We start from the raw sequence: 23,586 nt of genomic DNA on the forward strand, positions 1-23,586 counted from the left end.
CGTCACCTCCTCGTTCGGCGATGCATCCATTTCCATGCGAACCACAGTCCGGCCGCCGCGCCGATCATCAGAAGCGGTGCGGAGAAAAACACGCCGGTGCCGAAACGGCGGTCGAGCCAACGGCCGAGCAAGAGCGCGAGGAGCGTCGGCATCACGATCGTCCAGCCGAGGATGCCGATCTGACCGAGGCGCGCGCCGAGCGAAGGCTCGGGTTCCTCGCGTGCCTCGCGCTCTCGCTCCGTGGCTCGACGGGCCGCGCGCGCCATCGGTTCGGTGGACGGATCGGAGGGTTCGACGGGTTCTTGCTCGCGACTCATGGCGCTTTCGGGTCCGTTTCCCGGGCGTCTTCGCGCAACGCGATCGCCACGCCCGGGCGAAGATGCCGCAGAAGTTGTCTAACCGCCTGCGCATGAAGCCGCGTCTGCTCGACGCGAGCGCGCCGCGCCGCGTCGAGGCGCTTCGCGCGCGCGGATTCGACCCGGGCTTCTAGAGCGGCGAGTGTATCGCCTTGAACGCCGCCGCGGCATGCGATCGTCACATCGCGGCCGCCTGACACGCGAAGGACACCGCCTTCCACCGCGCAGAAATGCGGCGCGCCATCGGCGCCATGCCAGCGGATCACGCCGGGGACGAGCACGGTCAGGAAATCGGCATGGCCGGGCAAGATGCCGAAGCTGCCGCTTTCGTCCTCCGCGCGCAGCGCCACCACATCGGGGCTGTCGGCCAGCACGGCGTCCGGCGTGGCGATGGTCAGGCGCAGCGATCCGCTCATGGCGCAGCACCGGCGGCCGCGCCCGGCGTCGCTGCGCGCGATGCATCTTCCCGCGCGCGGGCCTCGTCCAGCGTGCCTACCATGTAGAGCGAACTTTCCTGCCATGTGTCGCACTTGCCGGACAGGATGGCCTCGCAGCCGGCGAGCGTCTCGGCGATCGAGACCGAGCGTCCGGGCACGCCCGTGAACGCCTCGGTGACCGCGAACGGCTGCGTCAGAAAGCGCTGCAGGCGTCGCGCGCGGCCCACGATGCGGCGGTCGTCCGCGCCCAATTCGTCCACGCCCAGCAACGAGATGACGTCCTGCAACTCGCGATAATGCTCGATGGTTCTCCGCACTTCGATGGCGATCGCGGCATGCGCTTCCCCCACGACGAGTGGATCGAGCAGCACCGACGACGACGCGATCGGATCGATCGCCGGGTACATGCCTTCGGCGGCCATCGAACGCGACAGCACGACCATGCTGTCGACATGCGCGGCGATGGTGGTCACGGCGGGGTCGGTGAAATCGTCGGCAGGCACGTAGACAGCTTCGATCGCGGTAACCGATACGTCTCCGACCGACACGATGCGCTCCTGCAACGCGGCGACTTCGCTCGCCAGCGTCGGCTGATAACCGACCCGCGACGGCAGCCGTCCGAGCAGGCCGGACACTTCCGCGCCCGCCTGAACGAAGCGAAACACGTTGTCCATCAACAGCAGCACGTTCTGGTGGCGCTCGTCGCGAAAGTATTCGGCGACCGTGAGCGCGGTCAGCGGCACGCGCCAGCGCGCGCCCGGCGGCTCGTTCATTTGCCCGTAGACGAGCACGGTGCGCGGTAATACGCCCGAGCCGCGCATGTCGAGCAGCATTTCATGGCCCTCGCGCGATCGCTCGCCGACCCCGGCGAAGACCGAGATGCCCTGATAGCGCTCGACCATCGCGTGGATCAGTTCCATCACCAGCACCGTCTTGCCGACGCCCGCGCCGCCGAACATGGCCGCCTTGCCACCCTGCGCGAGCGGCGTGAGCAGATCGATGATCTTGATGCCGGTGGCGAAGATCTGCGTGGCCGCCTCCTGTGACGACAGTGGCGGCGGCCGGCGATGGATCGGGCGTCGCGGCACGTCGGCGGGGAGGGGCTCGCCGCGATCGCCCGGCGTGCCGGTGACGTCGATCAGGCGGCCGAGCACGGCTTCGCCGACCGGCACCTGAATCGGGCCGCCCGCGCAGCGAACCGGCGCGCCGCGCCGCAAGCCATTGGTGAAATGCAGCGCGAGCGCACGCACCGTGCATTCGTCCAGGTGCGCTTGCACCTCGGCGATGATGGGCGGCCCGCTATCCGCGTCGATCGAAAGCGACTCTTCGATGAGCGGCAGCGCCGCGGTATCGAAGGCGACGTCGATTACCGCTCCGCGCACCGCGATCACGCGACCGCTTGCCGCCGAGCCGGAATCGGATGGTTCTTGAGCCATGGTCATGCGGTGATGTGGAAACCGGCGTCCGCGTAGATCGTGGAACCGGTCAGCGTCATGCCCGCGTCGCTTGCCAGCACCGCGGCGATCCGTCCGATCTCGTCGATGGTGACGAGGTGCTGCGCCGGCGTATGCGCGCGAACGTTGTCGAGCAGCGCGTCGAAATGATCGATGCCGGATGCCGCGCGCGTCTTCACGGCGCCCGCGGAAATCGCGTGCACGTGGATGCGGCGCGCGGCCAGGTCGGCGGCGAGATAGCGCACGCTCGATTCGAGCGCCGCCTTCACCGGACCCATCACGTTGTAGTGATCGACCGCGCGCTCGGCGCCATAAAAGCTCACGGTCATGAGGCTGCCGCCGTCGGCCATCAACGGCAGGGCGAGCTTCGCCATGCGGATGAATGAATGACATGACACCGCCATGGCGAGCGCGAAGCCATCGGCCGGGCAGTCGATGAGGTTCGCGTGCAATGCGTCGGCGCTCGCGTAGGCGATCGAATGAAGCAGGAAATCGAGCCTACCCCAGTCATGGGTCAGGTGCTCGAACACTGCTTCCATTTGACCGGAAACCGTGACGTCGCAAGGCAACACGATTGACGCCCCGAGCGCCTGCGCAACGGGTTCGACGAAGGGCCTCGCCTTCTCGTTGAGATACGTCACGGCGATCTCCGCTCCCGCGTCCCGCAACATTCTGGCGCAGCCGGTGGCGATGCTGTGTTCGTTGGCGATGCCGACCACGAGCCCGCGCTTGCCTGTCAGATCGATAACCGGATTCATTCGATGGACTCCTCGCGATGGTGAACGGCCACGGTTTCGTCGGCGATGATCTGTTCTTCGTCGGTTGGCATCACCAGCACCGTCACCCGGCTGCGCGCGCTGCTGATGACGCGTGCGTTGCCGGCATTGGACTGCGGATCGAGTTCGACGCCGAGCCACGCGAGCCGCTCGCACACGGCACTGCGCACCTGCGGCTGATGCTCGCCGATGCCTGCGGTGAACACGAAAGTGTCGATACCGCCGAGCGTGGCCGCGAGACGCGCCGCTTCGCCCGCGATGCGAAAGGCGAAGAGCGCCAGCGCTTCGCGGGCTTCCGGCCGATCGCTCGCCTGCAATTCGCGGCTGTCCGCGCTGATGCCCGATACGCCGAGCAGCCCGGATTGCCGGTACAGCATATACTCGACCGCGTCCACGGCCATGCGCCGCTGCTCGAGCAGATGCAGCACGACGCCCGCGTCCAGCGCGCCGCAGCGCGTCGCCATCGGAATGCCGTCGAGCGTCGAAAAGCCCATGCTGCTGTCCCGGCTGATGCCCGCATCGAAAGCCGCGAGGCTCGCGCCGCTGCCCAGATGAACCGCGATCACCTTGCCACGCGCCAGGCGCGGGAACGTCTGCGCCAGCCGCTCCGTAACGAACCGGTACGACAGACCATGAAAGCCGTACCGCTTGATGCCTTCATCGAACAACGCGCGAGGAAGCGCGAAGCGGCGCACGAGGTCGGTCTGCGTCGCGTGAAACGCGGTATCGAACGAGGCCGACTGCAGAAGGCGCGGCCGCAGATGCCGGATCGCGCGGATCAGCCGCACGCTTTGCGGCTGATGCAGCGGCGCGAGCGGTATCAGCGCGGTGATCGCGGCAAGCGCGTCGTCGTCGATCGCGACCGGTCCCGTGAAACGATCGCCTCCATGCACGACGCGATGGCCGACGGACGCGAGATCGTCGAGCGCGAAATGCGTGGCGAACCAGCCGAGCGTTTCGTCGAGGACATCGTGCAAGTCTTCCGTGACGCGCGAAGTCAGCGCGATGTCGGCGCGCTCGCCGTCTTTCGTGAGATGCAGGCGCAGCGGCGTCTCACGAAAGTCGATCGTGGCCTGTCCCATTCGCTCCGCCACGCCGGATGCCACGCGAAACAGCCCGATCTTGATCGTCGACGAGCCGGGATTGAAGGTCAGCAGAAGCGGCGCACTCATGATGTCCGCGCGCCTCTTTGAGCGCGTTCGAACGCGAGTTTCGCGAGCGCAGCGGATGCGAGGCGCACGCGCAGGCTGTCGGCGCGGCTCGTGAGAATGATCGGCAGGCGCGCGCCGAGCACGATGCCCGCTGCATCGGCGCCCGCGAAATACACCAGTTGCTTGGCCAGAATGTTGCCGGCTTCCAGATCGGGCGCCAGCAGAATATCGGCCTGTCCCGCGACGGGAGAGTCGATGCCCTTGACTTGCGCCGCAGCCGCGCTGATCGCGTTGTCGAACGCAAGCGGGCCGTCCATCCACGCGCCCGTGATCTGTCCGCGCGCCGCCATGACGGTAAGCGCGGCCGCGTCGAGCGTCGTGGGCATTCTCGGATTGACGGTCTCTTCCGCCGCGAGGACGGCGACGCGCGGTTTTTCGACGCCCAGCAGATGCATCAGGTCGATCGCGTTCTGGCAGATGTCGCGCTTCTGGTCGAGTGTCGGCGCGATGTTGACGGCGGCGTCGGTGACCAGCAGCGGTTTCGCGTAGGCCGGAATGTCCATCGCATAGACGTGGCTGATCCTGCGATCCGTGCGCAGCCCGGACCCCGATGCGACCATGGCCGAGAGCAGTTCATCGGTATGCAGGCTGCCTTTCATCAATGCGCCGATCTTCCCCGACGCGCCTAGTTCGACCGCGCGCGCGGCGGCAGCATGGCTGTGCTCGACCGGTTCGATCTCCACGCCTTCGAGACTGAGGCCCCCGGCATCGGCAATGGCGCGAATCCGGGCTTCCGGTCCGATCAGGATGGGATCGAGCAGCCCCTGGTCGCGCGCTTCCAGCGCCGCACCGATGGCATCGGCCGAGCAGGGATGAACGATTGCAGTGCGCAACGAGGGCCGCTGCCGTGCCTCGCGGATGAACGCTTCATAGCGATCATGCCGGCGCACGCCCACTTCCGGGCGCGGCATGGACGGCCACGCGATCGGCGCGGCAGGCGCGATCACCGTGGCGACGCCCAGCAGTACGACCTCGCCTTTCTGGTTCGTGCAGCGCGTGTCCAGCAGCACGATGCGCTTCTCGGCGCGCTTTTCGGTGACCGTCACGGTAGCGGTGATGGTGTCGCCCGGCGTGACCGGATGGCGGAACTGCAGTGTCTGATCGAGATAGATGGTGCCCGGGCCCGGCAGTCGCGTGCCGAGCAGCGCGGAAATCAGCGCGCCGGTCCACATGCCGTGCACGACCACATGGCCGAACAGATCAGTCGCGGCGAAGGACGCATCCATGTGCGCGGGGTTGACGTCGCCCGACATCGCGGCGAAGAGGTCGATGTCGTTCTGCCCGGCGGTGCGCACGATCGAAGCCGATTCGCCGATCGCGAGCTGGTCGAAGGTCCGGTTGCGCATGAGCATGTCGTCGTTCATGGCATGGCTCCTAGGACTGGAAGACATAAGTGCCGGGCGCATCGGCGAGCGTTGTTGCGTCGTCGCTTTCCCCCATGGCGGGCGGCGCGATGCGTTTCGGTCCCGAGTGCGCAGCGAGCCAGTCGGTCCACGCGAGCCACCACGAGCCCTCCTGCGTCGGAGCGACCGCCATCCATGCTTCGGGATCCATGCGCAGATCGCCCGCTTCCGTGTGCTTCAACCTAAAGTGGCGATGGGGATGCCCCGGCTCGCTGACGATCCCGGCGTTGTGACCGCCGCTCGTCAGCACGAAGGTGATGTCGGTATCCGAGAGATTGTGGATCTTGAATACCGAGTGCCACGGCGCGATATGATCGCGTTCCGTGCCGACCACAAACATCGGCGTGCGAATATCGCGGATCGAGACGGGCCGCCCGTCGACCCGATATCGACCGCATGCGAGATCGTTGTCGAGAAAGAGCTTGCGCAAATATTCGGAATGCATGCGATAGGGCATGCGCGTGGCGTCGGCATTCCATGCCATCACGTCGATCATCGGCGCTCGCACGCCGAGCAGATAGTCGTGAACGACGCGCGACCAGACGAGGTCGTTCGACTGCAGCAACTGGAAGGCCCCGGACATCTGACCGGCTGTGAGATAACCCTCCGACCACATCATGCTTTCGAGGAAATAGACTTCGCTGTCGTCGATGAAAAGTTGCAGCTCGCCCGGCTCGCTGAAATCGGTTTGCGCGGCGAACAGCGAGACCGATGCGAGCCGCTCGTCGCCCGCGCCAGCCATCGCCGCGGCGGCGATCGCAAGCAGGGTGCCGCCCAAACAGTAGCCCGTGGCGTGGATACGCCGCCCCGGCACGATTGCCGAGATGCTGTCGAGCGCGGCCATCACGCCGAGTCGCCGATAGTCGTCGAGGCCGATGTCCCGGTCTTGCGCGCCGACGTTGAGCCATGAGATGCAAAACACCGTGTAGCCCTGTCCCACCAGATAGCGGATCAGCGAGTTGCGCGGCGACAGGTCGAGAATGTAGTACTTCATGATCCAGGCGGGCACGATCAGTACCGGCTCGCCGAGCACTTTGGCCGTTGCCGGGCTGTACTGAATCAGTTCGATCAGATGGTTGCGAAACACGACCTTGCCGGGCGTGACGGCCAGATCGACACCGACCTTGAACTGATCCACGCCCGCGGGCGGCTGCCCGGCCGCCTGACGCAGAACGTCTTCCACCGCGTTGCCGGCGCCTTGCAGAAGGCTCAGGCCGAACGTCGAAGCGGCTCGCTCGAAGACCTCCGGATTCGTCAACGAGAAGTTTGTCGGCGCGAAGATGTCGAGCCATTGGCGCGCGACGAACGAGACGACATCCTCGTGATGACGCGTCGTACCGGGCACGTCACGGGTCGCCGTGTTCCACCATTGCTCCGCGAGCAGAAAGCTCTGCTGCCACAGCCGATACGGTTCCGTCTGCCATGCAAGAGCGGTGAAGCGGTTATCGCCCGGCGTGGCGTCGACGAGCGGCGCGACATAAAGCCCGGCTGCGACGTCTCGCACATAGTCGATGATGCCCCTGGCGTTCTGCATGGCGAGCGCGGCCAGTTCCATGCGCTTACCGGGCGCGGCGGCAAGATGGATGGACCAGTCCGCGAGCGCCAGCGTCAATGCTGCCGGCGACAGTCCTGCCGTCGTTCGGGCGATCATCGCTTCCTTCGCATGATCCAGCGCCCGAAACGGTGCTTCGGGCACGCTGCGCCGTGTGTCTTCGTGAACCAAGTCGTTCCCCGGCGGGGCGGAACTGAGACGGGCATCCATTCGTCGCTTCCTGTCGTTCTGGAATACTGAAGAGGTCTCGCCATGCTCGCGTGCGTGCTCTGACCGATTCTTTGAGATCGGCCGATGGCGGTTTGCATCGCGCACCGTGCACTATGTTGCGCTGCGGGAGAAATGTAGCGTCTTGCGAAGATGGCCGCGTTGACGCAAATCAACGATTGCGGAGAAGCGGATCGTCGCGGCGGGTCTCACCTTTGCGCGAGGGGCGAAATCGGCGAGGAGACCGCATCTTCCGTGGGTGGAATCGGGAAGGTGAGATGCACGCGGAAACCGCGGCCCGGCCCGCTGTCGAGCGACAGCGTGCCCTCGATTTCATCGGCGCGCTCGCGCATGCCGATTAGTCCCAACGAGCTTCCACCGTCCAGCATGGAAAGCGCTGTTCCTCGCCCGTTGTCGGAAATATGCAGGATGCCGATGTTTCCCGCACGTTTCAGATCGATGGTAATTTTGCCGGCACACGCATGCCGTGCGACGTTGGTCAAAGCCTCCTGCACGATATGAAACAAGTTTTCCTCGGCACTCGGTTCGAGGCCGAGGTCATCGGTGCTGAAGCGGGCATCCACCTCGATGCCATACCGTTGCACGAATTCCTCGACGAGTCTTTCGATCGCGGCGGCAAGTCCCAGCGTCTCGAAGGCAACGGGACGCATGCCGCTTGCAATACGCCGCAGCGACGCAACCGTCATGTCAATGAGGCATTCCATATCTCTGACGCGCGTCGATGACGGAGCGGTGATGATGCCGCTTTCGCGAAGCAGCTTCTCGAGGTCGGCAAGCGCCATCTTGAGCGCGGTGAGATTCTGTCCGAGATCGTCATGAAGCTCCCGCGCGATGCGCTTGCGTTCGTCTTCGCGCGCCGACTGGATAGAAGTCGCCGGTCGTGCGGCTCGAGCGGACCTTTCCAGCTCTTGGGTTCGCGGCTTCTGCTCTGGATGGATCGAATCTTCCCTGTCGTTCATTCGTTTCCTCGACGCGCGCCGACGTGAGCGGGAACCGGGGCCACAATGGCCGGATCTCCGGGCAGGTCATTGTGGATGGAACGAACTCGAAGAAACACTGACGCAAATCAAAAATGGCCCCCAGGTATCGGGGGACATTCGATAGGGACCGGTCTATCGTTCGTGATGCAGGCGGCCGCGTCCGCCTTCAATCGAATTGGCGAACCGGCCGTTCAGTGAGACATGAGCACGGGAACGGTCATCGACGCGAGGAGCGTTCGCGTGACGCCGCCGAGCACGAGTTCCTGCCAGCGCGCGTGACCATAGCCGCCCATCACCACCAGGTCCGCATTCAGGTCTGCCGCGCGGGAAAGCAGTAACTCGCCCGCTGAGGCATCGGTCGCGCCGACGCTCGGCGAGATCTCGGCCTTCACGCCGTGTCGCGCGAGGGACTTCGCGATATCCGCGCCGGGAATGCGCTCGCCATGCGCTCCGCCCCGGTCCGTATCGATGCTGACAATCGACACGCGCTCAGCCGTCTTGAGCAGGGGCATTGCGTCGTGAACGGCTCGGGCCGCTTCGCGACTTCCGTTCCAGGCGACCATGGAACGTCGGCTGGGCTCGGCGAAAAAGCCCGTGTAGGGAAGGAGCAGGACCGGACGCCCGGAGGACAAAATAAGTGTCTCCGGAAAATGATCGCCGACGTAGGCTTCTGCATCGCCCGGATCGTCCTGGCTCACGACCACCAGATCCGCGCAGCGCGCGAGACGCGGCACCACGACGTTCGCAGGCTCGGTCGTTTCGATCCATTCGCCGGGCACGCCCGCGCGCTTCAGCTCCGCGTGAAACAGCCGCTCGATCGCGCCGCGCCTTTCGCGCCGCATGGCCGCGTGCTGCTCGTAGTATCCGGCGGTCCCCGCCATGACTTCGAACGCGCGCGGGTCGGGTTCGAAGATCGCGAATAGTCCGACGATGTGTGCGTCGAAGCGCCTCGCGAGCTGCAAGGCGGTTTCCAGCCTCGGATGCGCACGCACGCTGGTGTCGAGATGCACGAGAACGGTCTTGTAGCTCATCACGTCACTCCTTGAACCGAAGGGCAAGCAGGTGAACACGTCGATTGCACGGATCCTCACAGCCAATGAGTCTAGAGACGTGGCGCGGAGATCCGATTGATGCAGGTCAACGGCGCGGCGCTTCGTCGCCGTGGTCCGCTTCCGTTGACTCAGGTCAATCGCCGATGCCGGCCCGGGCCATACAGTGGCCGCGTCGACACAACGTCATGCGCTCACGAGGAGTTCGAAGATGAAAGCACTTGTCTATCATGGCCCGGGGAAAAAGTCGCTCGACGAGCGCCCCGTTCCGAAGCTCGCCAACGCCACGGATGCGATCGTGCGCGTGACGCGAACGACCATCTGCGGCACCGATCTGCACATCCTCAAGGGCGACGTGCCGAGCTGCGAGCCCGGCCGCGTGCTCGGACACGAGGGCGTCGGCATCGTCGAAGAAGTGGGCGCGGCCGTTGCCGCATTCAAGCCGGGCGATCACGTGCTGATCTCGTGCATCTCCTCTTGCGGCAAGTGCGAGGCATCCCGGCGCAGCATGTATTCGCATTGCGCGACGGGCGGCTGGATACTCGGCAATCGCATCGACGGCACGCAGGCCGAGTATGTTCGCATTCCGCATGCCGACACGAGCCTTTACCCGATCCCGCCCGGTGTGGAGGAAGAGGCGCTCGCCATGCTGTCGGATATTCTTCCGACGGGCTTCGAATGCGGCGTGCTCAATGGCCGCGTGCAGCCCGGCAGCACGGTCGCGATCGTAGGCGCAGGGCCGATTGGTCTTGCCGCCTTGCTCACCGCGCAGTTCTATGCGCCGGCGCAGATCATCATGATCGATCGCGACAAGCATCGTCTTGAAGTGGCGCGCACTTTCGGTGCGACCGCGTGCATCGATATCGGACCGACGGAACCTGTCGCCGAGGTCTTGCGCCTGACGGATGGCGCGGGCGTGGATTGCGCGGTGGAAGCGGTCGGCGTGCCTTCGACCTTCGAGCTGTGCCAGTCGATCATCGCGGCAGGCGGGACCGTCGCGAACGTGGGCGTGCATGGCGCGAAAGCCGATCTGCATCTCGAAACGCTGTGGGACCGCAACGTCACGATCACCACGCGGCTGGTCGACACGGTGAGCACGCCCATGCTGCTCAAGACGGTGCGCGCGGGGCGCCTGGATCCGCAGCGGCTCATCACGCATCGCTTCTCGCTGGGCGACGTGCTGGATGCGTATGCGACCTTCAGCAACGCGGCGGACACTCACGCGCTTAAGGTCCTGATCGAGGTCTCATGAATCGCCCGAGGCGGCGCACGCGGCAGAAGGCGAGAGCAAACGGAAAGTCGCGCCGCCTTCTGCCGATCGCCAATTACGCGGTCCGGGAGAACGAAGGTGTCGAGAGTGCTGGTGGTCTGCTTTTCACGCAGCGGCAGGACGCGCTCGCTGGGCACGACGCTCGCCGCATGTTTGCGCGCCGATTTCGAGGCGATCACGGAGCCCGCCGATCGCGCGGGCGTGTCCGGATATCTGCGCTCGCTTGCCGACACCCTGTTCGGACGAAGCGTGCGCCTCGATCCGCCACAGCACAATGTGACGCGTTACGACGTGGTCATCATCGGCACGCCCGTGTGGGCCGGCAAAGTCAGCGCGCCGGTGCGCGCGTGGCTGGCGGCCAACCGGCGCAAGCTGCCGCATGTGGCTTTCTTCTGCACACAACGCGCGTGCGGCGCGGCCACGGTCTTCGCGGACATGAAGAAGTTCGTCGGCAAGCAGCCCGTCGCGCGCTGCACGATCACAGGCACACCCCGCGCGGACGATGAGCGGCGCGTCATCGATACCTTCGTTAAGCAGATCGAACGCAGACTCGCGCGGATCGACAATCTGGAGTCGGTGGTCTGAGCGAGACGCCCCCAAGGAGAGCCTTCACGTACCGGAACATCATGGTCGCGCTCGACGGGAGTAAATCGTCGCAGCGCGCGCTGGACGAAACGGCGCACATTGCGAAGTGTTCGAACGCGCGGGTGCACATCGTCTTCGTGGCGGATGCGGCAGCGCTCTCATCGTATCCGGCGCGCTACCGCTCGGAGGTGTTCGGCCATGCGCGTCGCATGCTCGACGACGCGCAGGCGCATTTGCACGCCGCGGGCACCGAATGCGAAACGCAACTGCTGGAAACGCAAAGCCACGCCGATCCGGTTGCGCGATGCCTCCAGCGCTGCGCGGTGGAACGGTCGGCCGATCTCGTCGTGATGGGAACGCACGGCCGCGCCGGATTTCGGCGGCTGGTGCTGGGCAGCGTCGCGGAGGCGTTCTTGAGAAATTCGACATGCCCCGTGCTTATGATTCGCTCACGTCCTCAGGCATGACAAGGCGACCGTTCAGGGCATTCAAATCGGACCGCTTCGAAACCAGACTATCGCGACATGGGACACTGGATGCGTGAAGTGGGCGCGGGCGGCGTCGAAACGCACGATGCACCCGCCGCCGTGCGCGCCTGGCATCTGCTGCGCTGGCCGCCGTTCGCCGCTCAGCTCCTGCTTGTTCCAGCTTTCTACCTCGAACTCATCGGTCCGTCCGTCGCGCTGTTCTGGGCGCGCGGGCTCGACGTATTCGCTGGCCTTGCATGCATCGGCGTGATGGGTCACATGCTCGCGCTGACCCGTCATCGCGCGGCGTTTCTGCGTAGCAATGCCTTGGACGCGGGCCTCGGCTTGGCCGCGCTACTGAGCGTCTTCGCGAGCGCCGCACGCTGGTCGGCGAGCGGATGGGTGCTGAGACTCGTGTTCATGGGCGCGCTCGCATTGCGTATCGTGCTCGCGCTGCGGGCGTTGTTCGTTCCTCATCGCCTGTTGATCTTGCTGTCGATCGGCGCGGTGCTCATCTTGCTTGCGGGCGGCGGCTTCTATTGTCTGGAACCGCGCGTGCAGACATACGCGGACGGTTTTTGGCTCGCGTTCGAAAGCAGCGCGAGCGTCGGCTACGGCGACATCGCTCCGACGACGCCGGCCTCGCGGGTCTTCGCCGTGTTCATCGTGCTGTTGGGCTACGGCATGCTGTCGCTCACCTTCGCGAGCATCGCGGCGCTGCTCATCGGCAACGAAGAAAAGCAGCTTCGGCGGGACATGCACAAAGATATCAAGCGCCTCGAGACGGAGATGGCGGACATGCGGGAAGACCTGAGCACGCTGCGTGAACTGCGCTCTCGCCCGGATGCTGCCACCAACCACGATGCCACAAAGCAAGCCACGAGGCGCGCGCCCCGATGAGCGGGCGCGCCGGCACCGCGTTCCGATGAGTTAAATCAAACCCGGAGCGCCCGCGCGCCGGTATCGTCGTGGCATCGACGAAGCCTCTGGAGCGGAGTGCAAGATGAGAAAGTCGGCGCTGTGCGCAGCATTGCTGCTCGGACTCGCGGCATGCGCGCCCGATGACCGCTGGAATCGATTCAGGCAAACGGAGCCGGCGCTCGTCGAGGCGCGGGAATTTGCCGCGATGGATTGCGCCGGCCCGGACGAATGCTCGCGCCGTTGGGAGCGGACCCGGGAGTATGTCGCGCGCTACTCCGCCACGCGCATCCGCCGTGCGAACGCCGCCGAGATAGAAACGGGACGCCCGCTCGAAGCCGGCGTCGTCTATCTGTAGGCGACACGCACGCCGTCGGGTACGAGCAGTGACGATGCGCGCATAAGCCTCAAAGGCATGTGCCGGGGCATGTATGGAATGGATGGCGGGCCGGGCCTGCTATATGCGCGATGCGCGAGCCAGATACGCAGCATCGAGATGAAGTTTCGCGCCTTCGTGCTGGCGCCGGCTGACGGTCCGATAGACGACGCGGCGTGATCGCACGCCGCGGGGATGAGTCGCCGGTGACGCGCCGATGGTGAAGCATGTAGCGCATCAGACGCCCGCTTCGCAGTGTATGCAGGAACCGTGAAGGAAGGGAGAGAAAGACCATGGGCCTCGGAATGCAGATCGCCTGTCTGGGTTTTGCCGGCTCGGATGAGATAGAGCGAGAAGCCGGCGTCGGTCTGGTTCGGCTCGAACGCGTCGCGAAAGACATTGCCAACTGCCACTTGAGCATCGAGGCCCATCTCGACCAGTCGGGAACCTGCCTCTATGATGCCCGGCTCGATCTGGTGACGCGCGAATTCGACGTCGTCTCGGCCGGGAGTATCTCGAGTTCCGATTTGAGCGCGGCGATCCATCAGGTGTTCGAGCATGCCGTGCGCCTTCTTCGGCAGAGAAGCAGCGCATGATCTACGAAGCGATGCGCGTCGGTCACCGGATGCGCAGAGCGCATACTTCCGGGCGCTCACACGAAGAGCGCTCCGCGCGTGCGCCAGTCCCGCTCTTTAACCCGAGGCGTTGCTCATACCCGTTCGAGCCCCTCGCGATCCAGAATCCGCACTTCCTTGCCTCGCGTGTCCACCACGCCAGCCTTATGCAGCTTTGAGAACATCCGGCTCACCGTTTCCAGCTTGAGGCCCAGATAACTGCCGATTTCCTCGCGCGTCATTCGCAGCACGAACTGCGCCGGCGAATAGCCGCGCGCCTTCATGCGCGACGAGAGATTGAGCAGGAACGCAGCGACGCGCTGTTCCGCCGACATCGTGCCGAGCAGCATCATGAGCCTGGATTCGCGCACGATTTCGCTGCCCATCAGACGATGTACGTGATGCTGAATGGTCCTGACCTCGCGGCACAGCCGTTCGAGCAGATCGAACGGAATGACGCAAACCACGCTCTCCTCCAGTGCGGTGGCGTCGCAGCTATAGTGGTCCGAACTCACGCCGTCGAGCCCGAGCGCGTCGCCCGCCAGGTGAAAGCCCGTGACTTGCCCGTTGCCTTCGCGATGCATGACGACGGTCTTGAAGCAGCCGCTGCGTACGGCATAGAGGCTGCGGAATGCGTCGCCGCAGCGGTAGAGCGTTTCGCCGCGCCGTACGGTCCGCGTCGCGCAGATGATCGCATCGAGCCGCTCGTATTCATCGCGCGAGAGCCCGCCCGGCATGCAGATTCGCTGCATCGAACAGGTCGAGCAGCGCACGCCGTTGCGTGTCGCGGCGGACCTGGAACTTTCCGCGATCTGAAAAGCGCAGCGCGGCGCCGGCGCTTCGGATCGAACGGCGATGGATCTGTGTTCGCTATCGAGTAACATGCAAGGCTCCTGTCGAATTTCAGATTCGCGTCCGAGCCGAATGTCGTGAGACCCGGAAGTTCGATACGCCGCATGAATCCATGCATCGATTATCAGCCGCGCTATCTCGAAAGCAAATCGGCAGCGATGGAAAGGTCGGTAGGGATTTGGGAAGGCGTGTAGGGAAATCCTGACACGCGGGAGGCCGGTCAGACTTCGTTGTCTTCGTCGTCGAACAGCTTATGCTTGACTGCATAACGCACGAGCGCCGCTTCATGCGACATCTGCATTTTCTCGAGTATGCGCGCCTTGTATGTGCTGATCGTCTTGGCGCTCACGCACAGCGTCTCGCCGATCATATTGATGGACTCGCCCGCGCAAAGCCGCCGGAAGACTTCGAATTCGCGGTCCGACAGATGTTCATGCGGTAGAAGCTCGGCGCGCCCGCTCAGGTTCTGCGCGAAGCGTTCAGCCATCGCGAGGCTCACGTACGCGCCCCCCGCGGCGACCTTGGTCACGGCAGAGACCAGTTCCGAGCTCGCGCTTTCCTTGGTGAGATAGCCGGATGCGCCTGCCTTGAACGCCCGCGTGGCGTATTGCTGCTCCGCGTGCATGGTGAGTACGAGAATGCGCAGGCCGGGCTTTTCCTCCTTGATCTGGCCGAGCAGATCGAGGCCGCTGCGGCCCGGCATCGACAGATCGAGGACCAGCACGTGCGCCGGCGTCGAACGAACGAGAGCAAGCGTACTGGCCGCGTCGCTCGCTTCGCCGGCGACCTCGAAGCCGCTCGCGTCGGCAAGAATATGGCGCAGTCCGTCGCGTACCAGCGTGTGGTCGTCCGCGATCAGCACTTTTATCGTCATGGTTGCGATTCCTTTTCCCGCACGGCGTCGCGCGGCAGAACTACGGTCAGCACGAAGCCGCTTTCCGGCATCGAATCTATCTGGACGCGCCCGCCCAGCGCGTTCGCCCGCTCGCGCACGCCCAGCAAGCCGAACGATTTCGCGTTCGCCGATGGCAAGGCCGAAGCGCCGATTCCGTCGTCGCCCACGCGCAGCACGCAATTGTCGCGGTCGGCGCTGAGCGACAGATCGACGCGGCTCGCGTGCGCATGGCGAACGATATTCGTGAGCGCCTCTTCGACGATGCGAAAAACAGCGGTCGCCGCGTCCGTATTGAACGCGAGATCGCCAGTGTCGAACTCGTGCCTGACCTCGATGCCGTGGCGCTGAATGAAATCCTCGACGAGCCAGTCGATGGCCGCCGGCAAACCGAGATCGTCGAGCATGACCGGCCGTTGATGCGCAGCGATGCGCCTGAGCGACGCGATATTGCAGTCGACCAGGCCAAGCATGCGCTGCATTTGGGCGGCGATGCCATCGTCGAACTTGCCCTGCGCGTCGAGCCGCGCCTTGAGCACGGACATTTCCATCTTCAATGCGCTGAGCGTCTGGCCGAGGTCGTCATGCAGTTCACGCGCGATCCGGCTCTTTTCCTGCTCGCGCATCTGCTGAAGATTCGCAGAAAGCGCGCGAAGTTCCTCGCGCGATTGCCTGAGGATGGCTTCTGCTTTCACGCGCTCGGTCACGTCGCGCAGGATGACGGTGAGCAGCTTGCCGTCACCGTCTTCGGTCTGCGATATCGATGCCTCGAGAGGAAACTCCTCGCCGTCCGCGCGCAGCCCGTGCATTACGCGGCTCCCGCCCATCTGGCGATCCGATACGCCTGTTCGTTCGAAAAGCCTGACTTGGCGCTCATGTCCCGCGCGATAGCGTTCAGGTATCAGGCGAGACAGCGGCGCGCCTATCGCGTCGCTCGAATTGCAGCGGAAGACCTTCTCCGCCATCGGATTGAACATCACGATGCGCTGCGCCGAATCGACCGTGATAGTGGCCTCCGTCGTGGAGCGGAGGATACCCTCCAGCCGCTTTTGGCCAAGAACGGCGCGGTCGGCCGAGGCGCGCGCGGTGCGCTGCGCGCCGAAAAGCAGGATCGATGCGGTCAGCAGCAGGGTCGACGTCACCGCGCCCGCCCACAACCAGAATTGCGCGAGTCCGCTGAGCGCGCAAGCGGACAACAGGCGTTGAAGTCCGGTCGACCATGCGACGATCAAGGCCGCCGCAACCAATGCTGCCAGCGCGATCCCATGGCGCGACCCGGTGCGCCAGCCGGGCGCACCATTCATGAGTATGGAAGGTCGGCGTTCGTTTCTGCTCATAGGGACCTGGTGACAAGCACCGATAGTCTGCGGACGCGCGTGGGCGGACCGCACGGGAGCGAAAGCTCGATCAATTATCGCCGATCCCTTGAGCTGAGCAAGCGCCTGACATTCGCTGTGCTCGGTTCGGCGAGGTCCATGCGAACCGCGTGACCTATGCAGAGTGCGCAGTCGCGCGCGAGACTCGTGCGACGCTCAGCCGGCTGACTGCGCTGCCGGCTCCCCGGGTTTCGCCCGAGCTTCGGCTTCGCGTCCCGGCATGAGCATGACCGGGACGCGCGCCAGTCGCATGAAGCGCTCCGCGACGCTGCCGAGCACGAGACGTCGCCAGCCGCGCCGGCCATGCGTGCCCATCACGACGAGGTCCGCGCCGAATTCCTCCGCGCAAGTCGCGATGCGCTGGGCGATGTCATCACCTGTCAGCTCGACTTCGCTCAAGCGCGGGGTTCCTTTCACGCCTTCCCGGGTCATGCGCTCGGCGGCTTGTGCAGTGACGCGTCGGCCCTCTTCGAGAAGCGCGTCGCGCATGTCGGAATAGAAGGTAGCGGTGGTGTCGTAGGCGAGAGGCTGCGGATCGACGACATAGAGCGGCTGGAGTATCGCGTCGTTGGCTCGCGCGACTTTCAGGGCCTCGTCGAAAGCATGCGAGGAGATAGTGCTACCGTCGACCGGCGCGAGAATGCGGGCGTACATGGCGAACTTCCCTGGAGAGGATTGACCTTGCTGCAAGCCAAGTCTACGGATGTCCGGACGTCCGTCCTTGACTCAAATCAAGCGATCACAAGGCGAGACTCGCGACATGATCGGTTGATCTGGCTCAAGGGCGCGTAGCGCGATACTCGTAGAGTCGGTCACGGGATGGCCCGGGCGTTTCTGGCGACGCCAAGCTGGCTCCTCGTGTATCAGACGTTCGGATTCGCGTGCCAAGGAATGCGTTTATCAATACAAGGAGAGCGTCATGTCGCTCAAGGGACAAGTGGACGATACGGACTGGAGCATCACCTGCAACACGGAGCAGGTGACGGAAGGCATCGTATGTTCGATAGGCGTGGAACAGCACGATGCCGAGCGCGGGCGGTTTGTGCACCGGTTCAGGCACGCACGCATCTTCGACAACGAGTATGAGGCCGTGCTTGCCGGGCTGAGTGAAGGCATGACCTGGATCCGTCTGCGCGCATCCGGAACGATCGATGTCTAGACGCCGCGACCGCGCCCGAAACAAGCGCGCTTCACCAACGCAAAGATTTAGACCGCCATGGTCGCCGTCTACGAGGCTGGGACGCTTAACGGCGATCAGCTGCTGAGAGTGCGTCGGGTCTCAGCAAGCGAGAGGCGACGGGCAAGAAGCCGCATTTGACGCAGCCCTGCGACAATAGCCGAAGTCACGCTGTATAACATCCGCTGCTTTGCTTCGGCAATGATATGCCCAAATGCGATTGTGTAACCAGATTGCAGTGGGTGCCAGCTATGCAGGCACCGAAACTGCCTAGTGTTGCCACACACGCGGGCAGCTCGTCTCGGGACGCGTCGTGACAGTCGCATTCGAATGCTGTGCACGACGGGAAAAGTGACTAACGCGCCCGTATGCGCGCTAGAGCTACTCATCTCCAAATTTCCAACAACGGTTGCAGACCACGTTTTCTTTCGTGTTTTGGGTCATTTGGATCGGCGCGGCAATACCCGCACCGTTGTCAGCCGAACATCGGCCAAATGCTAACCGCCTATTTTCCGCGGATATCGTACTCGCAATGCTTACGATCACGCTTGAAAAGCGGCGTGATCGCCTGTACCCATTCGCGGACTTCACGAAGTTGAAACGCGACCCAAGACGTAAAATTGTTCTTCATGTTCCATCCTATGGAGAGGTTTCACACCGTTGTGACGAACCAGTCGGACCCACCTCGGCGAAATAGTCCCAGCCGGCCTTCGCCGCAGACCATATCGGGCTATGTCGTTCTATCACGAGCCGCGGCTTAAGTGTTGGCCGGAAGCCGCTCAAAAATTTAAACGTATTCTCGTTGGGAATGCCGTCGAAATCAAATGTTAAATTTCGCTCGGCGGCGTTCTTGATGGCTTCCCAAACTAGAACGCTGATCGCGCCGCCATGGGCATTTTGCGTGCGGGACGACAAGATGTAATACGCCGCATGCGAGTCCATGGCCACACCGATTGCCGCGACGAGGGCCCCGTCAGCGTTGTAGGCTCCAAGAACGTATCCTGCGCCGCGCTGAGTGAATTCGGTAACAAGTCGGTGCATGACTTGCGACCCGTAGATGTTCTTACGGCTTCGAGCCTCAAGGTTGCTATCGTAAAACCGGTTAAATTCGTCCGGCGCAAGCGGCTGGATAGTCACGAACTTTTGACCGGTACGAACCATGTTCCGCGTCTTATAATGCAAGCCCTTCCATAAATCTTCCACAGTTCGTCCAACTGGAAACTGAAGCGTGTAACGGGTTGATACCGTGAATCCCTTCAACCCAAACGCCAGTGCATCTTCGACGCGCGGATCAAAGATTTGGTAGAAGCTATGGACCGTCGGGATCTGTGCGATCAACTCATTGGTGAGGCTCACGCGCTCAGCCATTGCCCGCACCGGATCTTTCTCATTTTCTTTGAACACTGGACCGAGCGTTCTAGTTAGCGAAGGCATATGTGACGTTTGCCAGGGTCCTCGCTTAATCAAGGAATAGGGCATCTGCGCCAAGACTTCGCCGTCTTGTAGGACCTTCGCAATGCTCCAGTTTCCATCAGTAGCGATGTCGAGCCACCAAGGTTCATGAAACACTGAAAGGGGCGCAAGAGAATCGCCGCTAGGGAGCGCGTCAGCTTCCCGTGATTTCCCCGGCGCCGGCGGCGTATTCGTGTTTACTGAAGCGCCGTCACGGTGTCGAAACTTCCGCATTTCGGGGGTGTTACTGATAGTCGCTGAAGGCATTGTTTAAACGTTGTTTTGGTTGCGAGCGTCAGAGATTCGTTGGAAAGAGTAACCAGTCTCCCAGTTTTGGACTGTACGGCGTCAAACAAACATTCGGCGATCACCGAGAGTAAAGCAGTTTTCGGTATTGATATGATCATTATCGTGTGCAACAATCGACTGGCGCTGATAAGTGCCCACAGCGGATAAGAGATCTAGGATGAAAACGACAACCGTCTTCTTTCACACGCTCTTCGGATAGCAGGCACTCATGCGTTCACTCTGCAGTCCGCTTCGCCGAGGTTGCAAGACGCGCTGTCTCGAATCATCGAATAAATCGTGAACGCCGAAATGCCCGATAGTCGTCGTATTGAGAGATATCGTCAAAGCAATGAATAGTTGCCCGCCGCCTCAGACTAGTGATTGTCGTGTGCCGCGGCCATCGCCGAAGTCATGGCAAACCGCTACAACTGCCTGTTCCACGTTGTGTTGAATAATTTTGGGTTCAAGTAAAAGACGTAAGTTGGGTTAGGTCTTCAAGATAACCGATTCTGCTGGCGGCATTTACTTCTATCTCGTAGTCCACAAAAAGGAGCAAGCATGGCACTTAGCGTAACAAGCGCAACCTTGAATGGAAACATTCTCACCATCGTCGGCACAAGCACGCAATCAATTGATGGAAAGGAGCTTGCGCCGCAGTCTTTCAGCGACGCGGTGGATGTATCTGCGTCGCCAATCGGCGCGAATACCTACGTATTGCACAACAGTTCTGGCGATACTGTGAACGTTCCCTTCAACAAGACCGTTCCCGAATCGGCTGACGGGACCGTTATTTCGAGCAACACTGCCTCGATTGTTGATGCGGCGGGGGGTGTTTGGACCTTGCACAACGATCCGACCTACGGCAACGTGGTCTATAAAAACGGCGTGCAAATCGGGAATACCGATCATGTACTGTCCTTGTTATACGTTGGCAAAGCGTTTTATGCGCTTGGCGATGACCAGAACTATTACGAATTCAATGCGACATCGAATTCGTGGAACCAAGTGGTCGAAAGCGCGAATGGTGCTACCATCTCAAGCAACGCGGCCTCGCTTATCGATGCTGCAGGCGGCATCTGGACGCTACACGACGATCCTACATATGCGAACGTCGTGTACAAAAACGGCGTGCAAATCGGCAATACGGATCATGTTCTTTCTTTGCTGTACTATGGCAAATCGTTTTATGTGCTTGGAGACGATCAGAACTATTACGAGTACGATTCATCGACCAACACCTGGAATCAGACCACTGATCCCCGCGGAAACAACTACCCTAGCCCCGTCCAACCTACTTTCTATGGCGTGAATGGTCATTTCGATTGGGGCGGTAGCGGGGTTGATCGACAAGGTGTCCAGCCAACTGCGGCGGTCTATAATGTCATCGTCGCTGCAATGAAAGATCTCGGCATGAAGACTTTTCGGAACGGCTTTGCGGGCTGGGGTGGCGAAGTGGCGATTTGGCAAGATTTTATCAATAATTATGCTACGCCGAACGGTATTTGCGTTTATCCCAACATCGAGGGCGACTATGATCCAACGCAGGACGGACACACGGCAACCGAGACATCGGCCTATAACGTCGGTTATGCGATCGGGCAGACCGCGGCGGCGCTGAAAGGTTATGTACCGTGGTACGAAATAGGTAATGAGGAGGACTCGTATGCCTTGCTCTCGGGAAGTTACAACGGTATTCAGCCCAGTCACTACGATAACCGTCGGTTCACTGTCATCCGCGGTTATTTTCTGGGCGTGATCGCTGGCATCCGCACAGCTGATTTAACGACGCCGATTATGATGGCTGGGATTACCTGGCTTCACACGGCCTTTAATGACATGCTATTCGCCGGTACTCAGCCGGATGGCACGAGTGGCCACACCAAAGTGGTCGTCGATTTGGTGGCGCTTCACTGGTACACCAATTCCAACTCGAACAATGACAACCCCGAGAGCTCGGAGGGTGGGTATAATCTGCTGGCGCATGCCGCAACTTGGGGCAAACCTATCCGGATCAACGAGTTTGGTGCGAATTGGAATGTTTACGGAAGCAATGAAACCAGCGTAAAGAATGCCGTTATCGGACCGAACTTGATGGCGAAATGGGTCTCTGTGGCTGCGCAGTACAACATCACAGGCTGCGATTACTATCAAATCATCGACGCTGCCGGAGATACCAGTACGCCGCTTACTGGTGACGAGATGAACTATGGCGTTTTGAAGTATGACGGCACCAAAAAGGCCCGGTACGCCACCATAAAAAACTTCATCAGCGCGCACCCTAAATAACCCGCTTCGCCTTACGTCGCTAAAACGCCCGCTTGATTTATCGGGGTCAGCGGGCGTTTTATGACATAAAGTCTGGCGTCGCTGGTTTAGCTCGGGCAATGGGCGCCTGTGAGCATCAGCCTTTGCGCACAATAGCGCCGGGCAACCGCTCGCCGGAAAACGGGTCCACACCCAGACCCAAGGCCGCGCAGTACATCTCCCATCCCACGCGCGTGCTCGATTCGAGTACATGCCGTTCTTATCGCAATCGAAGCCCGTATCTGGTCTTGGGATAACCTCGTAACTGCACCCGTAAGCCTGTTCGAATTGCCGGATCAGATCTTTTCGGTCGATCTCCGACAAGTCCACGTCTTTCGGGCGGTTGTTGCTCGTCGACTTCGTGTGTCATAGCCGCTCGCGCTTTAGAAGTGGACAGTCGTCTGGTGTTTCCAGCGCTCGAACACGGGCGTCATCCCCGACGGTCCCGGAGCATGCTGCAGGCCGCTTGCCGTCACGCGCAGCGCGCCCTCCGTGTCACAACTCTCGATTTCGATGGCGATGCTCGTGTCGAACTCTTCGTCGAACAGATCGATCGAGGAGATCACGCATTCCATGAAACGGGTCAGTCGATCGCTCGCCAGGCGCTGCGTCCGACCGTGAAGCGCGTAATGGCTCGCCAAGCAGTCGGCGATTTTCGTCAACACGAAGAACGACGCGCCGCCCACACGCATCGTCTCATGGGTGATCGTGTAATCGAAAAAGGGTGCGGGCTCGCGACGTACAGCAAAACGCAGTTCAAGGACATCGGCACCTTGGCAGGGTTGCCGGCAACGGGCGCGGGCGGCGATGCAAAGTTTCATAATGGTGAATTGAACGTCCGCTATCAGTTCACGCCGTCCACTTCCTTTGGGATAGGCTACAACTACACGAAAGGCTATGGTGTGAACGATGCACAGTATCATCAAGGTGTTATAGGCGCCGACTATCTGCTCTCGAAACGTACTGACGTTTACGCGGACGTGGTCTATCAGCACGCTTCAGGGACCGACTCTACCGGCAACAAAGCGGTAGCCAACTTGACAGGAGCCAGCGCTTCGTCGACGCAGAATCAAGTATTGGCCGTCGTCGGTATTCGCCCTAAGTTCTAACAGCCACCACTTGGAAAGCATCGACAAGCTGCCAAAGTAACGGTCGCGTGCCATCGCGCCACCAGCATCCGAGCTTTTTCTAGGCGGTCATGTCGATCAGGGTTAGCAACGGTCGATATTCGTGTATTAGGCCTCGGGCGGATTTGTGATCGGACCAGCAGCTCGAGTAACCGCTCCATCAACAGTGCGAATGGCAGAAGACAGCGTGCTTCGCCTTCGGCTTTGCACGAATGCGAGCAGATCGGCGTTAAGCGTATCGCGTTCACTGTCAACATGCCGTGCGACAAGCCGCGATACGTCTTGAGCGTGCCGCTATTCTGCGGCACAATCACTCGATGTTGAAACCCTCGTCGGCAACTTTACGATGCTGGGCGGCCGTCTGACTGCTCTTTCTTCCTCGAAGCATATGACTGCACGTGGCCCAGACCGTGTCAAAACGTCATTTTGAAGCGTTATGATT

Annotated in this window: 23 protein-coding genes; 9 read left to right on the forward strand and 14 right to left on the reverse strand. The window is 62.1% G+C overall.

The features are described from left to right. Window positions 1-2 precede the first annotated feature (2 nt). From P9292_RS00305 to P9292_RS00345, 9 genes are all read right to left on the reverse strand, one after another. The gene (locus tag P9292_RS00305) at window positions 3-317 is read right to left on the reverse strand and encodes an AtpZ/AtpI family protein (protein ID WP_309853638.1); all 315 of its coding nucleotides are present in this window, start codon (window positions 315-317) and stop codon (window positions 3-5) included. Then, the gene (locus P9292_RS00310; protein ID WP_309853641.1) at window positions 314-772 is read right to left on the reverse strand and encodes a F0F1 ATP synthase subunit epsilon; all 459 of its coding nucleotides are present in this window, start codon (window positions 770-772) and stop codon (window positions 314-316) included. Before P9292_RS00310 ends, P9292_RS00305 begins: the two co-directional genes overlap by 4 nt. Continuing rightward, the gene (gene atpD / locus P9292_RS00315) at window positions 769-2,229 is read right to left on the reverse strand and encodes a F0F1 ATP synthase subunit beta (protein WP_309853645.1); all 1,461 of its coding nucleotides are present in this window, start codon (window positions 2,227-2,229) and stop codon (window positions 769-771) included. The genes P9292_RS00310 and atpD overlap by 4 nt, the downstream gene beginning before the upstream one ends. A 2-nt stretch (window positions 2,230-2,231) precedes the next feature. Continuing rightward, complete coding sequence (gene fabI, locus P9292_RS00320) at window positions 2,232-2,993, reverse strand: enoyl-ACP reductase FabI (RefSeq protein ID WP_309853689.1); 762 nt, start codon at window positions 2,991-2,993, stop codon at window positions 2,232-2,234. Window positions 2,994-3,001: 8 nt separating this feature from the next. Next, window positions 3,002-4,195, reverse strand: a complete 1,194-nt coding sequence (locus P9292_RS00325; RefSeq protein ID WP_309853649.1) for an acetate/propionate family kinase — start codon at window positions 4,193-4,195, stop codon at window positions 3,002-3,004. Beyond that, window positions 4,192-5,598 carry a bifunctional enoyl-CoA hydratase/phosphate acetyltransferase gene (locus P9292_RS00330; RefSeq protein WP_309853655.1) on the reverse strand — a complete coding sequence of 469 codons (1,407 nt, stop codon included), beginning with the start codon at window positions 5,596-5,598 and terminating at the stop codon, window positions 4,192-4,194. The genes P9292_RS00325 and P9292_RS00330 overlap by 4 nt, the downstream gene beginning before the upstream one ends. A 10-nt stretch (window positions 5,599-5,608) precedes the next feature. Further along, window positions 5,609-7,399, reverse strand: a complete 1,791-nt coding sequence (locus P9292_RS00335; protein WP_309853658.1) for an alpha/beta fold hydrolase — start codon at window positions 7,397-7,399, stop codon at window positions 5,609-5,611. A 206-nt stretch (window positions 7,400-7,605) separates the two neighbouring features. Continuing rightward, window positions 7,606-8,376 (reverse strand): sensor histidine kinase, encoded by a 771-nt coding sequence (locus P9292_RS00340; RefSeq protein WP_309853661.1) that lies wholly within the window; start codon window positions 8,374-8,376, stop codon window positions 7,606-7,608. Window positions 8,377-8,588: 212 nt separating this feature from the next. Further along, window positions 8,589-9,428: a universal stress protein gene (locus P9292_RS00345; protein ID WP_309853664.1), complete on the reverse strand. Its 840-nt coding sequence runs from the start codon at window positions 9,426-9,428 to the stop codon at window positions 8,589-8,591. Between the two features lie 229 nt (window positions 9,429-9,657). Between P9292_RS00345 and P9292_RS00350 the strand changes: the two genes are divergently transcribed. The 6 genes from P9292_RS00350 to P9292_RS00375 all read left to right on the forward strand — a co-directional run bounded on the left by P9292_RS00350 (window position 9,658) and on the right by P9292_RS00375 (window position 13,658). Then, a complete protein-coding gene (locus tag P9292_RS00350) occupies window positions 9,658-10,698 on the forward strand; it encodes a zinc-dependent alcohol dehydrogenase family protein (RefSeq protein ID WP_309957772.1) in 1,041 nt (346 codons plus the stop codon). A gap of 96 nt (window positions 10,699-10,794) precedes the next feature. Next, window positions 10,795-11,301, forward strand: a complete 507-nt coding sequence (locus tag P9292_RS00355; protein WP_309853670.1) for a hypothetical protein — start codon at window positions 10,795-10,797, stop codon at window positions 11,299-11,301. Window positions 11,302-11,342: 41 nt separating this feature from the next. After that, window positions 11,343-11,768 (forward strand): universal stress protein, encoded by a 426-nt coding sequence (locus P9292_RS00360; RefSeq protein WP_309853673.1) that lies wholly within the window; start codon window positions 11,343-11,345, stop codon window positions 11,766-11,768. A 57-nt stretch (window positions 11,769-11,825) separates the two neighbouring features. Then, window positions 11,826-12,668: an ion channel gene (locus P9292_RS00365; protein WP_309853676.1), complete on the forward strand. Its 843-nt coding sequence runs from the start codon at window positions 11,826-11,828 to the stop codon at window positions 12,666-12,668. A gap of 103 nt (window positions 12,669-12,771) precedes the next feature. Continuing rightward, on the forward strand, window positions 12,772-13,044 hold the full coding sequence (locus P9292_RS00370; RefSeq protein WP_309957774.1) for a hypothetical protein: 273 nt from the start codon (window positions 12,772-12,774) through the stop codon (window positions 13,042-13,044). Window positions 13,045-13,355: 311 nt separating this feature from the next. Beyond that, window positions 13,356-13,658: a hypothetical protein gene (locus P9292_RS00375; RefSeq protein ID WP_309853682.1), complete on the forward strand. Its 303-nt coding sequence runs from the start codon at window positions 13,356-13,358 to the stop codon at window positions 13,656-13,658. A 113-nt stretch (window positions 13,659-13,771) separates the two neighbouring features. On the opposite strand, the gene fnr is transcribed toward P9292_RS00375, so the two are convergent. From fnr to P9292_RS00395, 4 genes are all read right to left on the reverse strand, one after another. After that, window positions 13,772-14,560: a fumarate/nitrate reduction transcriptional regulator Fnr gene (gene fnr, locus P9292_RS00380; protein WP_309957776.1), complete on the reverse strand. Its 789-nt coding sequence runs from the start codon at window positions 14,558-14,560 to the stop codon at window positions 13,772-13,774. Between the two features lie 188 nt (window positions 14,561-14,748). Continuing rightward, a complete protein-coding gene (locus P9292_RS00385; RefSeq protein WP_309957778.1) occupies window positions 14,749-15,402 on the reverse strand; it encodes a response regulator transcription factor in 654 nt (217 codons plus the stop codon). Continuing rightward, window positions 15,399-16,757 (reverse strand): PAS domain-containing sensor histidine kinase, encoded by a 1,359-nt coding sequence (locus P9292_RS00390; protein ID WP_309854170.1) that lies wholly within the window; start codon window positions 16,755-16,757, stop codon window positions 15,399-15,401. The genes P9292_RS00385 and P9292_RS00390 overlap by 4 nt, the downstream gene beginning before the upstream one ends. Before the next feature lie 195 nt (window positions 16,758-16,952). Continuing rightward, window positions 16,953-17,450, reverse strand: a complete 498-nt coding sequence (locus P9292_RS00395; protein WP_309854167.1) for a universal stress protein — start codon at window positions 17,448-17,450, stop codon at window positions 16,953-16,955. 265 nt (window positions 17,451-17,715) lie between these two features. On the opposite strand from P9292_RS00395, the gene P9292_RS00400 reads away from it, so the two are divergent. Next, window positions 17,716-17,955 carry a UDP-glucose 4-epimerase gene (locus P9292_RS00400; RefSeq protein WP_309854164.1) on the forward strand — a complete coding sequence of 80 codons (240 nt, stop codon included), beginning with the start codon at window positions 17,716-17,718 and terminating at the stop codon, window positions 17,953-17,955. Window positions 17,956-18,612: 657 nt separating this feature from the next. On the opposite strand, the gene P9292_RS00405 is transcribed toward P9292_RS00400, so the two are convergent. Then, the gene (locus tag P9292_RS00405; RefSeq protein ID WP_309957780.1) at window positions 18,613-19,377 is read right to left on the reverse strand and encodes a GNAT family N-acetyltransferase; all 765 of its coding nucleotides are present in this window, start codon (window positions 19,375-19,377) and stop codon (window positions 18,613-18,615) included. 894 nt (window positions 19,378-20,271) lie between these two features. On the opposite strand from P9292_RS00405, the gene P9292_RS00410 reads away from it, so the two are divergent. Next, window positions 20,272-21,999, forward strand: coding sequence for a hypothetical protein (locus tag P9292_RS00410; protein ID WP_309854158.1), 1,728 nt, complete (start codon window positions 20,272-20,274; stop codon window positions 21,997-21,999). Between the two features lie 470 nt (window positions 22,000-22,469). Next, window positions 22,470-23,126 (forward strand): porin, encoded by a 657-nt coding sequence (locus tag P9292_RS00415; protein WP_309854155.1) that lies wholly within the window; start codon window positions 22,470-22,472, stop codon window positions 23,124-23,126. Window positions 23,127-23,586: the final 460 nt, after the last annotated feature.

This window comes from Caballeronia sp. LZ001, assembly GCF_031450875.1.
Lineage (GTDB): Bacteria > Pseudomonadota > Gammaproteobacteria > Burkholderiales > Burkholderiaceae > Caballeronia.

Bases quoted from the DNA above. Each gene is read 5' to 3' on its own strand.
- P9292_RS00305 (WP_309853638.1), bottom strand. From the start codon at position 317: ATGAGTCGCGAGCAAGAACCCGTCGAACCCTCCGATCCGTCCACCGAA.
- P9292_RS00310 (WP_309853641.1), bottom strand. From the start codon at position 772: ATGAGCGGATCGCTGCGCCTGACCATCGCCACGCCGGACGCCGTGCTG.
- atpD (WP_309853645.1), bottom strand. From the start codon at position 2,229: ATGGCTCAAGAACCATCCGATTCCGGCTCGGCGGCAAGCGGTCGCGTG.
- P9292_RS00325 (WP_309853649.1), bottom strand. From the start codon at position 4,195: ATGAGTGCGCCGCTTCTGCTGACCTTCAATCCCGGCTCGTCGACGATC.
- P9292_RS00330 (WP_309853655.1), bottom strand. From the start codon at position 5,598: ATGAACGACGACATGCTCATGCGCAACCGGACCTTCGACCAGCTCGCG.
- P9292_RS00335 (WP_309853658.1), bottom strand. From the start codon at position 7,399: ATGGATGCCCGTCTCAGTTCCGCCCCGCCGGGGAACGACTTGGTTCAC.
- P9292_RS00340 (WP_309853661.1), bottom strand. From the start codon at position 8,376: ATGAACGACAGGGAAGATTCGATCCATCCAGAGCAGAAGCCGCGAACC.
- P9292_RS00345 (WP_309853664.1), bottom strand. From the start codon at position 9,428: ATGAGCTACAAGACCGTTCTCGTGCATCTCGACACCAGCGTGCGTGCG.
- P9292_RS00350 (WP_309957772.1), top strand. From the start codon at position 9,658: ATGAAAGCACTTGTCTATCATGGCCCGGGGAAAAAGTCGCTCGACGAG.
- P9292_RS00360 (WP_309853673.1), top strand. From the start codon at position 11,343: ATGGTCGCGCTCGACGGGAGTAAATCGTCGCAGCGCGCGCTGGACGAA.
- P9292_RS00365 (WP_309853676.1), top strand. From the start codon at position 11,826: ATGGGACACTGGATGCGTGAAGTGGGCGCGGGCGGCGTCGAAACGCAC.
- P9292_RS00370 (WP_309957774.1), top strand. From the start codon at position 12,772: ATGAGAAAGTCGGCGCTGTGCGCAGCATTGCTGCTCGGACTCGCGGCA.
- P9292_RS00375 (WP_309853682.1), top strand. From the start codon at position 13,356: ATGGGCCTCGGAATGCAGATCGCCTGTCTGGGTTTTGCCGGCTCGGAT.
- fnr (WP_309957776.1), bottom strand. From the start codon at position 14,560: ATGTTACTCGATAGCGAACACAGATCCATCGCCGTTCGATCCGAAGCG.
- P9292_RS00385 (WP_309957778.1), bottom strand. From the start codon at position 15,402: ATGACGATAAAAGTGCTGATCGCGGACGACCACACGCTGGTACGCGAC.
- P9292_RS00390 (WP_309854170.1), bottom strand. From the start codon at position 16,757: ATGAGCAGAAACGAACGCCGACCTTCCATACTCATGAATGGTGCGCCC.
- P9292_RS00395 (WP_309854167.1), bottom strand. From the start codon at position 17,450: ATGTACGCCCGCATTCTCGCGCCGGTCGACGGTAGCACTATCTCCTCG.
- P9292_RS00400 (WP_309854164.1), top strand. From the start codon at position 17,716: ATGTCGCTCAAGGGACAAGTGGACGATACGGACTGGAGCATCACCTGC.
- P9292_RS00410 (WP_309854158.1), top strand. From the start codon at position 20,272: ATGGCACTTAGCGTAACAAGCGCAACCTTGAATGGAAACATTCTCACC.
- P9292_RS00415 (WP_309854155.1), top strand. From the start codon at position 22,470: ATGCTGCAGGCCGCTTGCCGTCACGCGCAGCGCGCCCTCCGTGTCACA.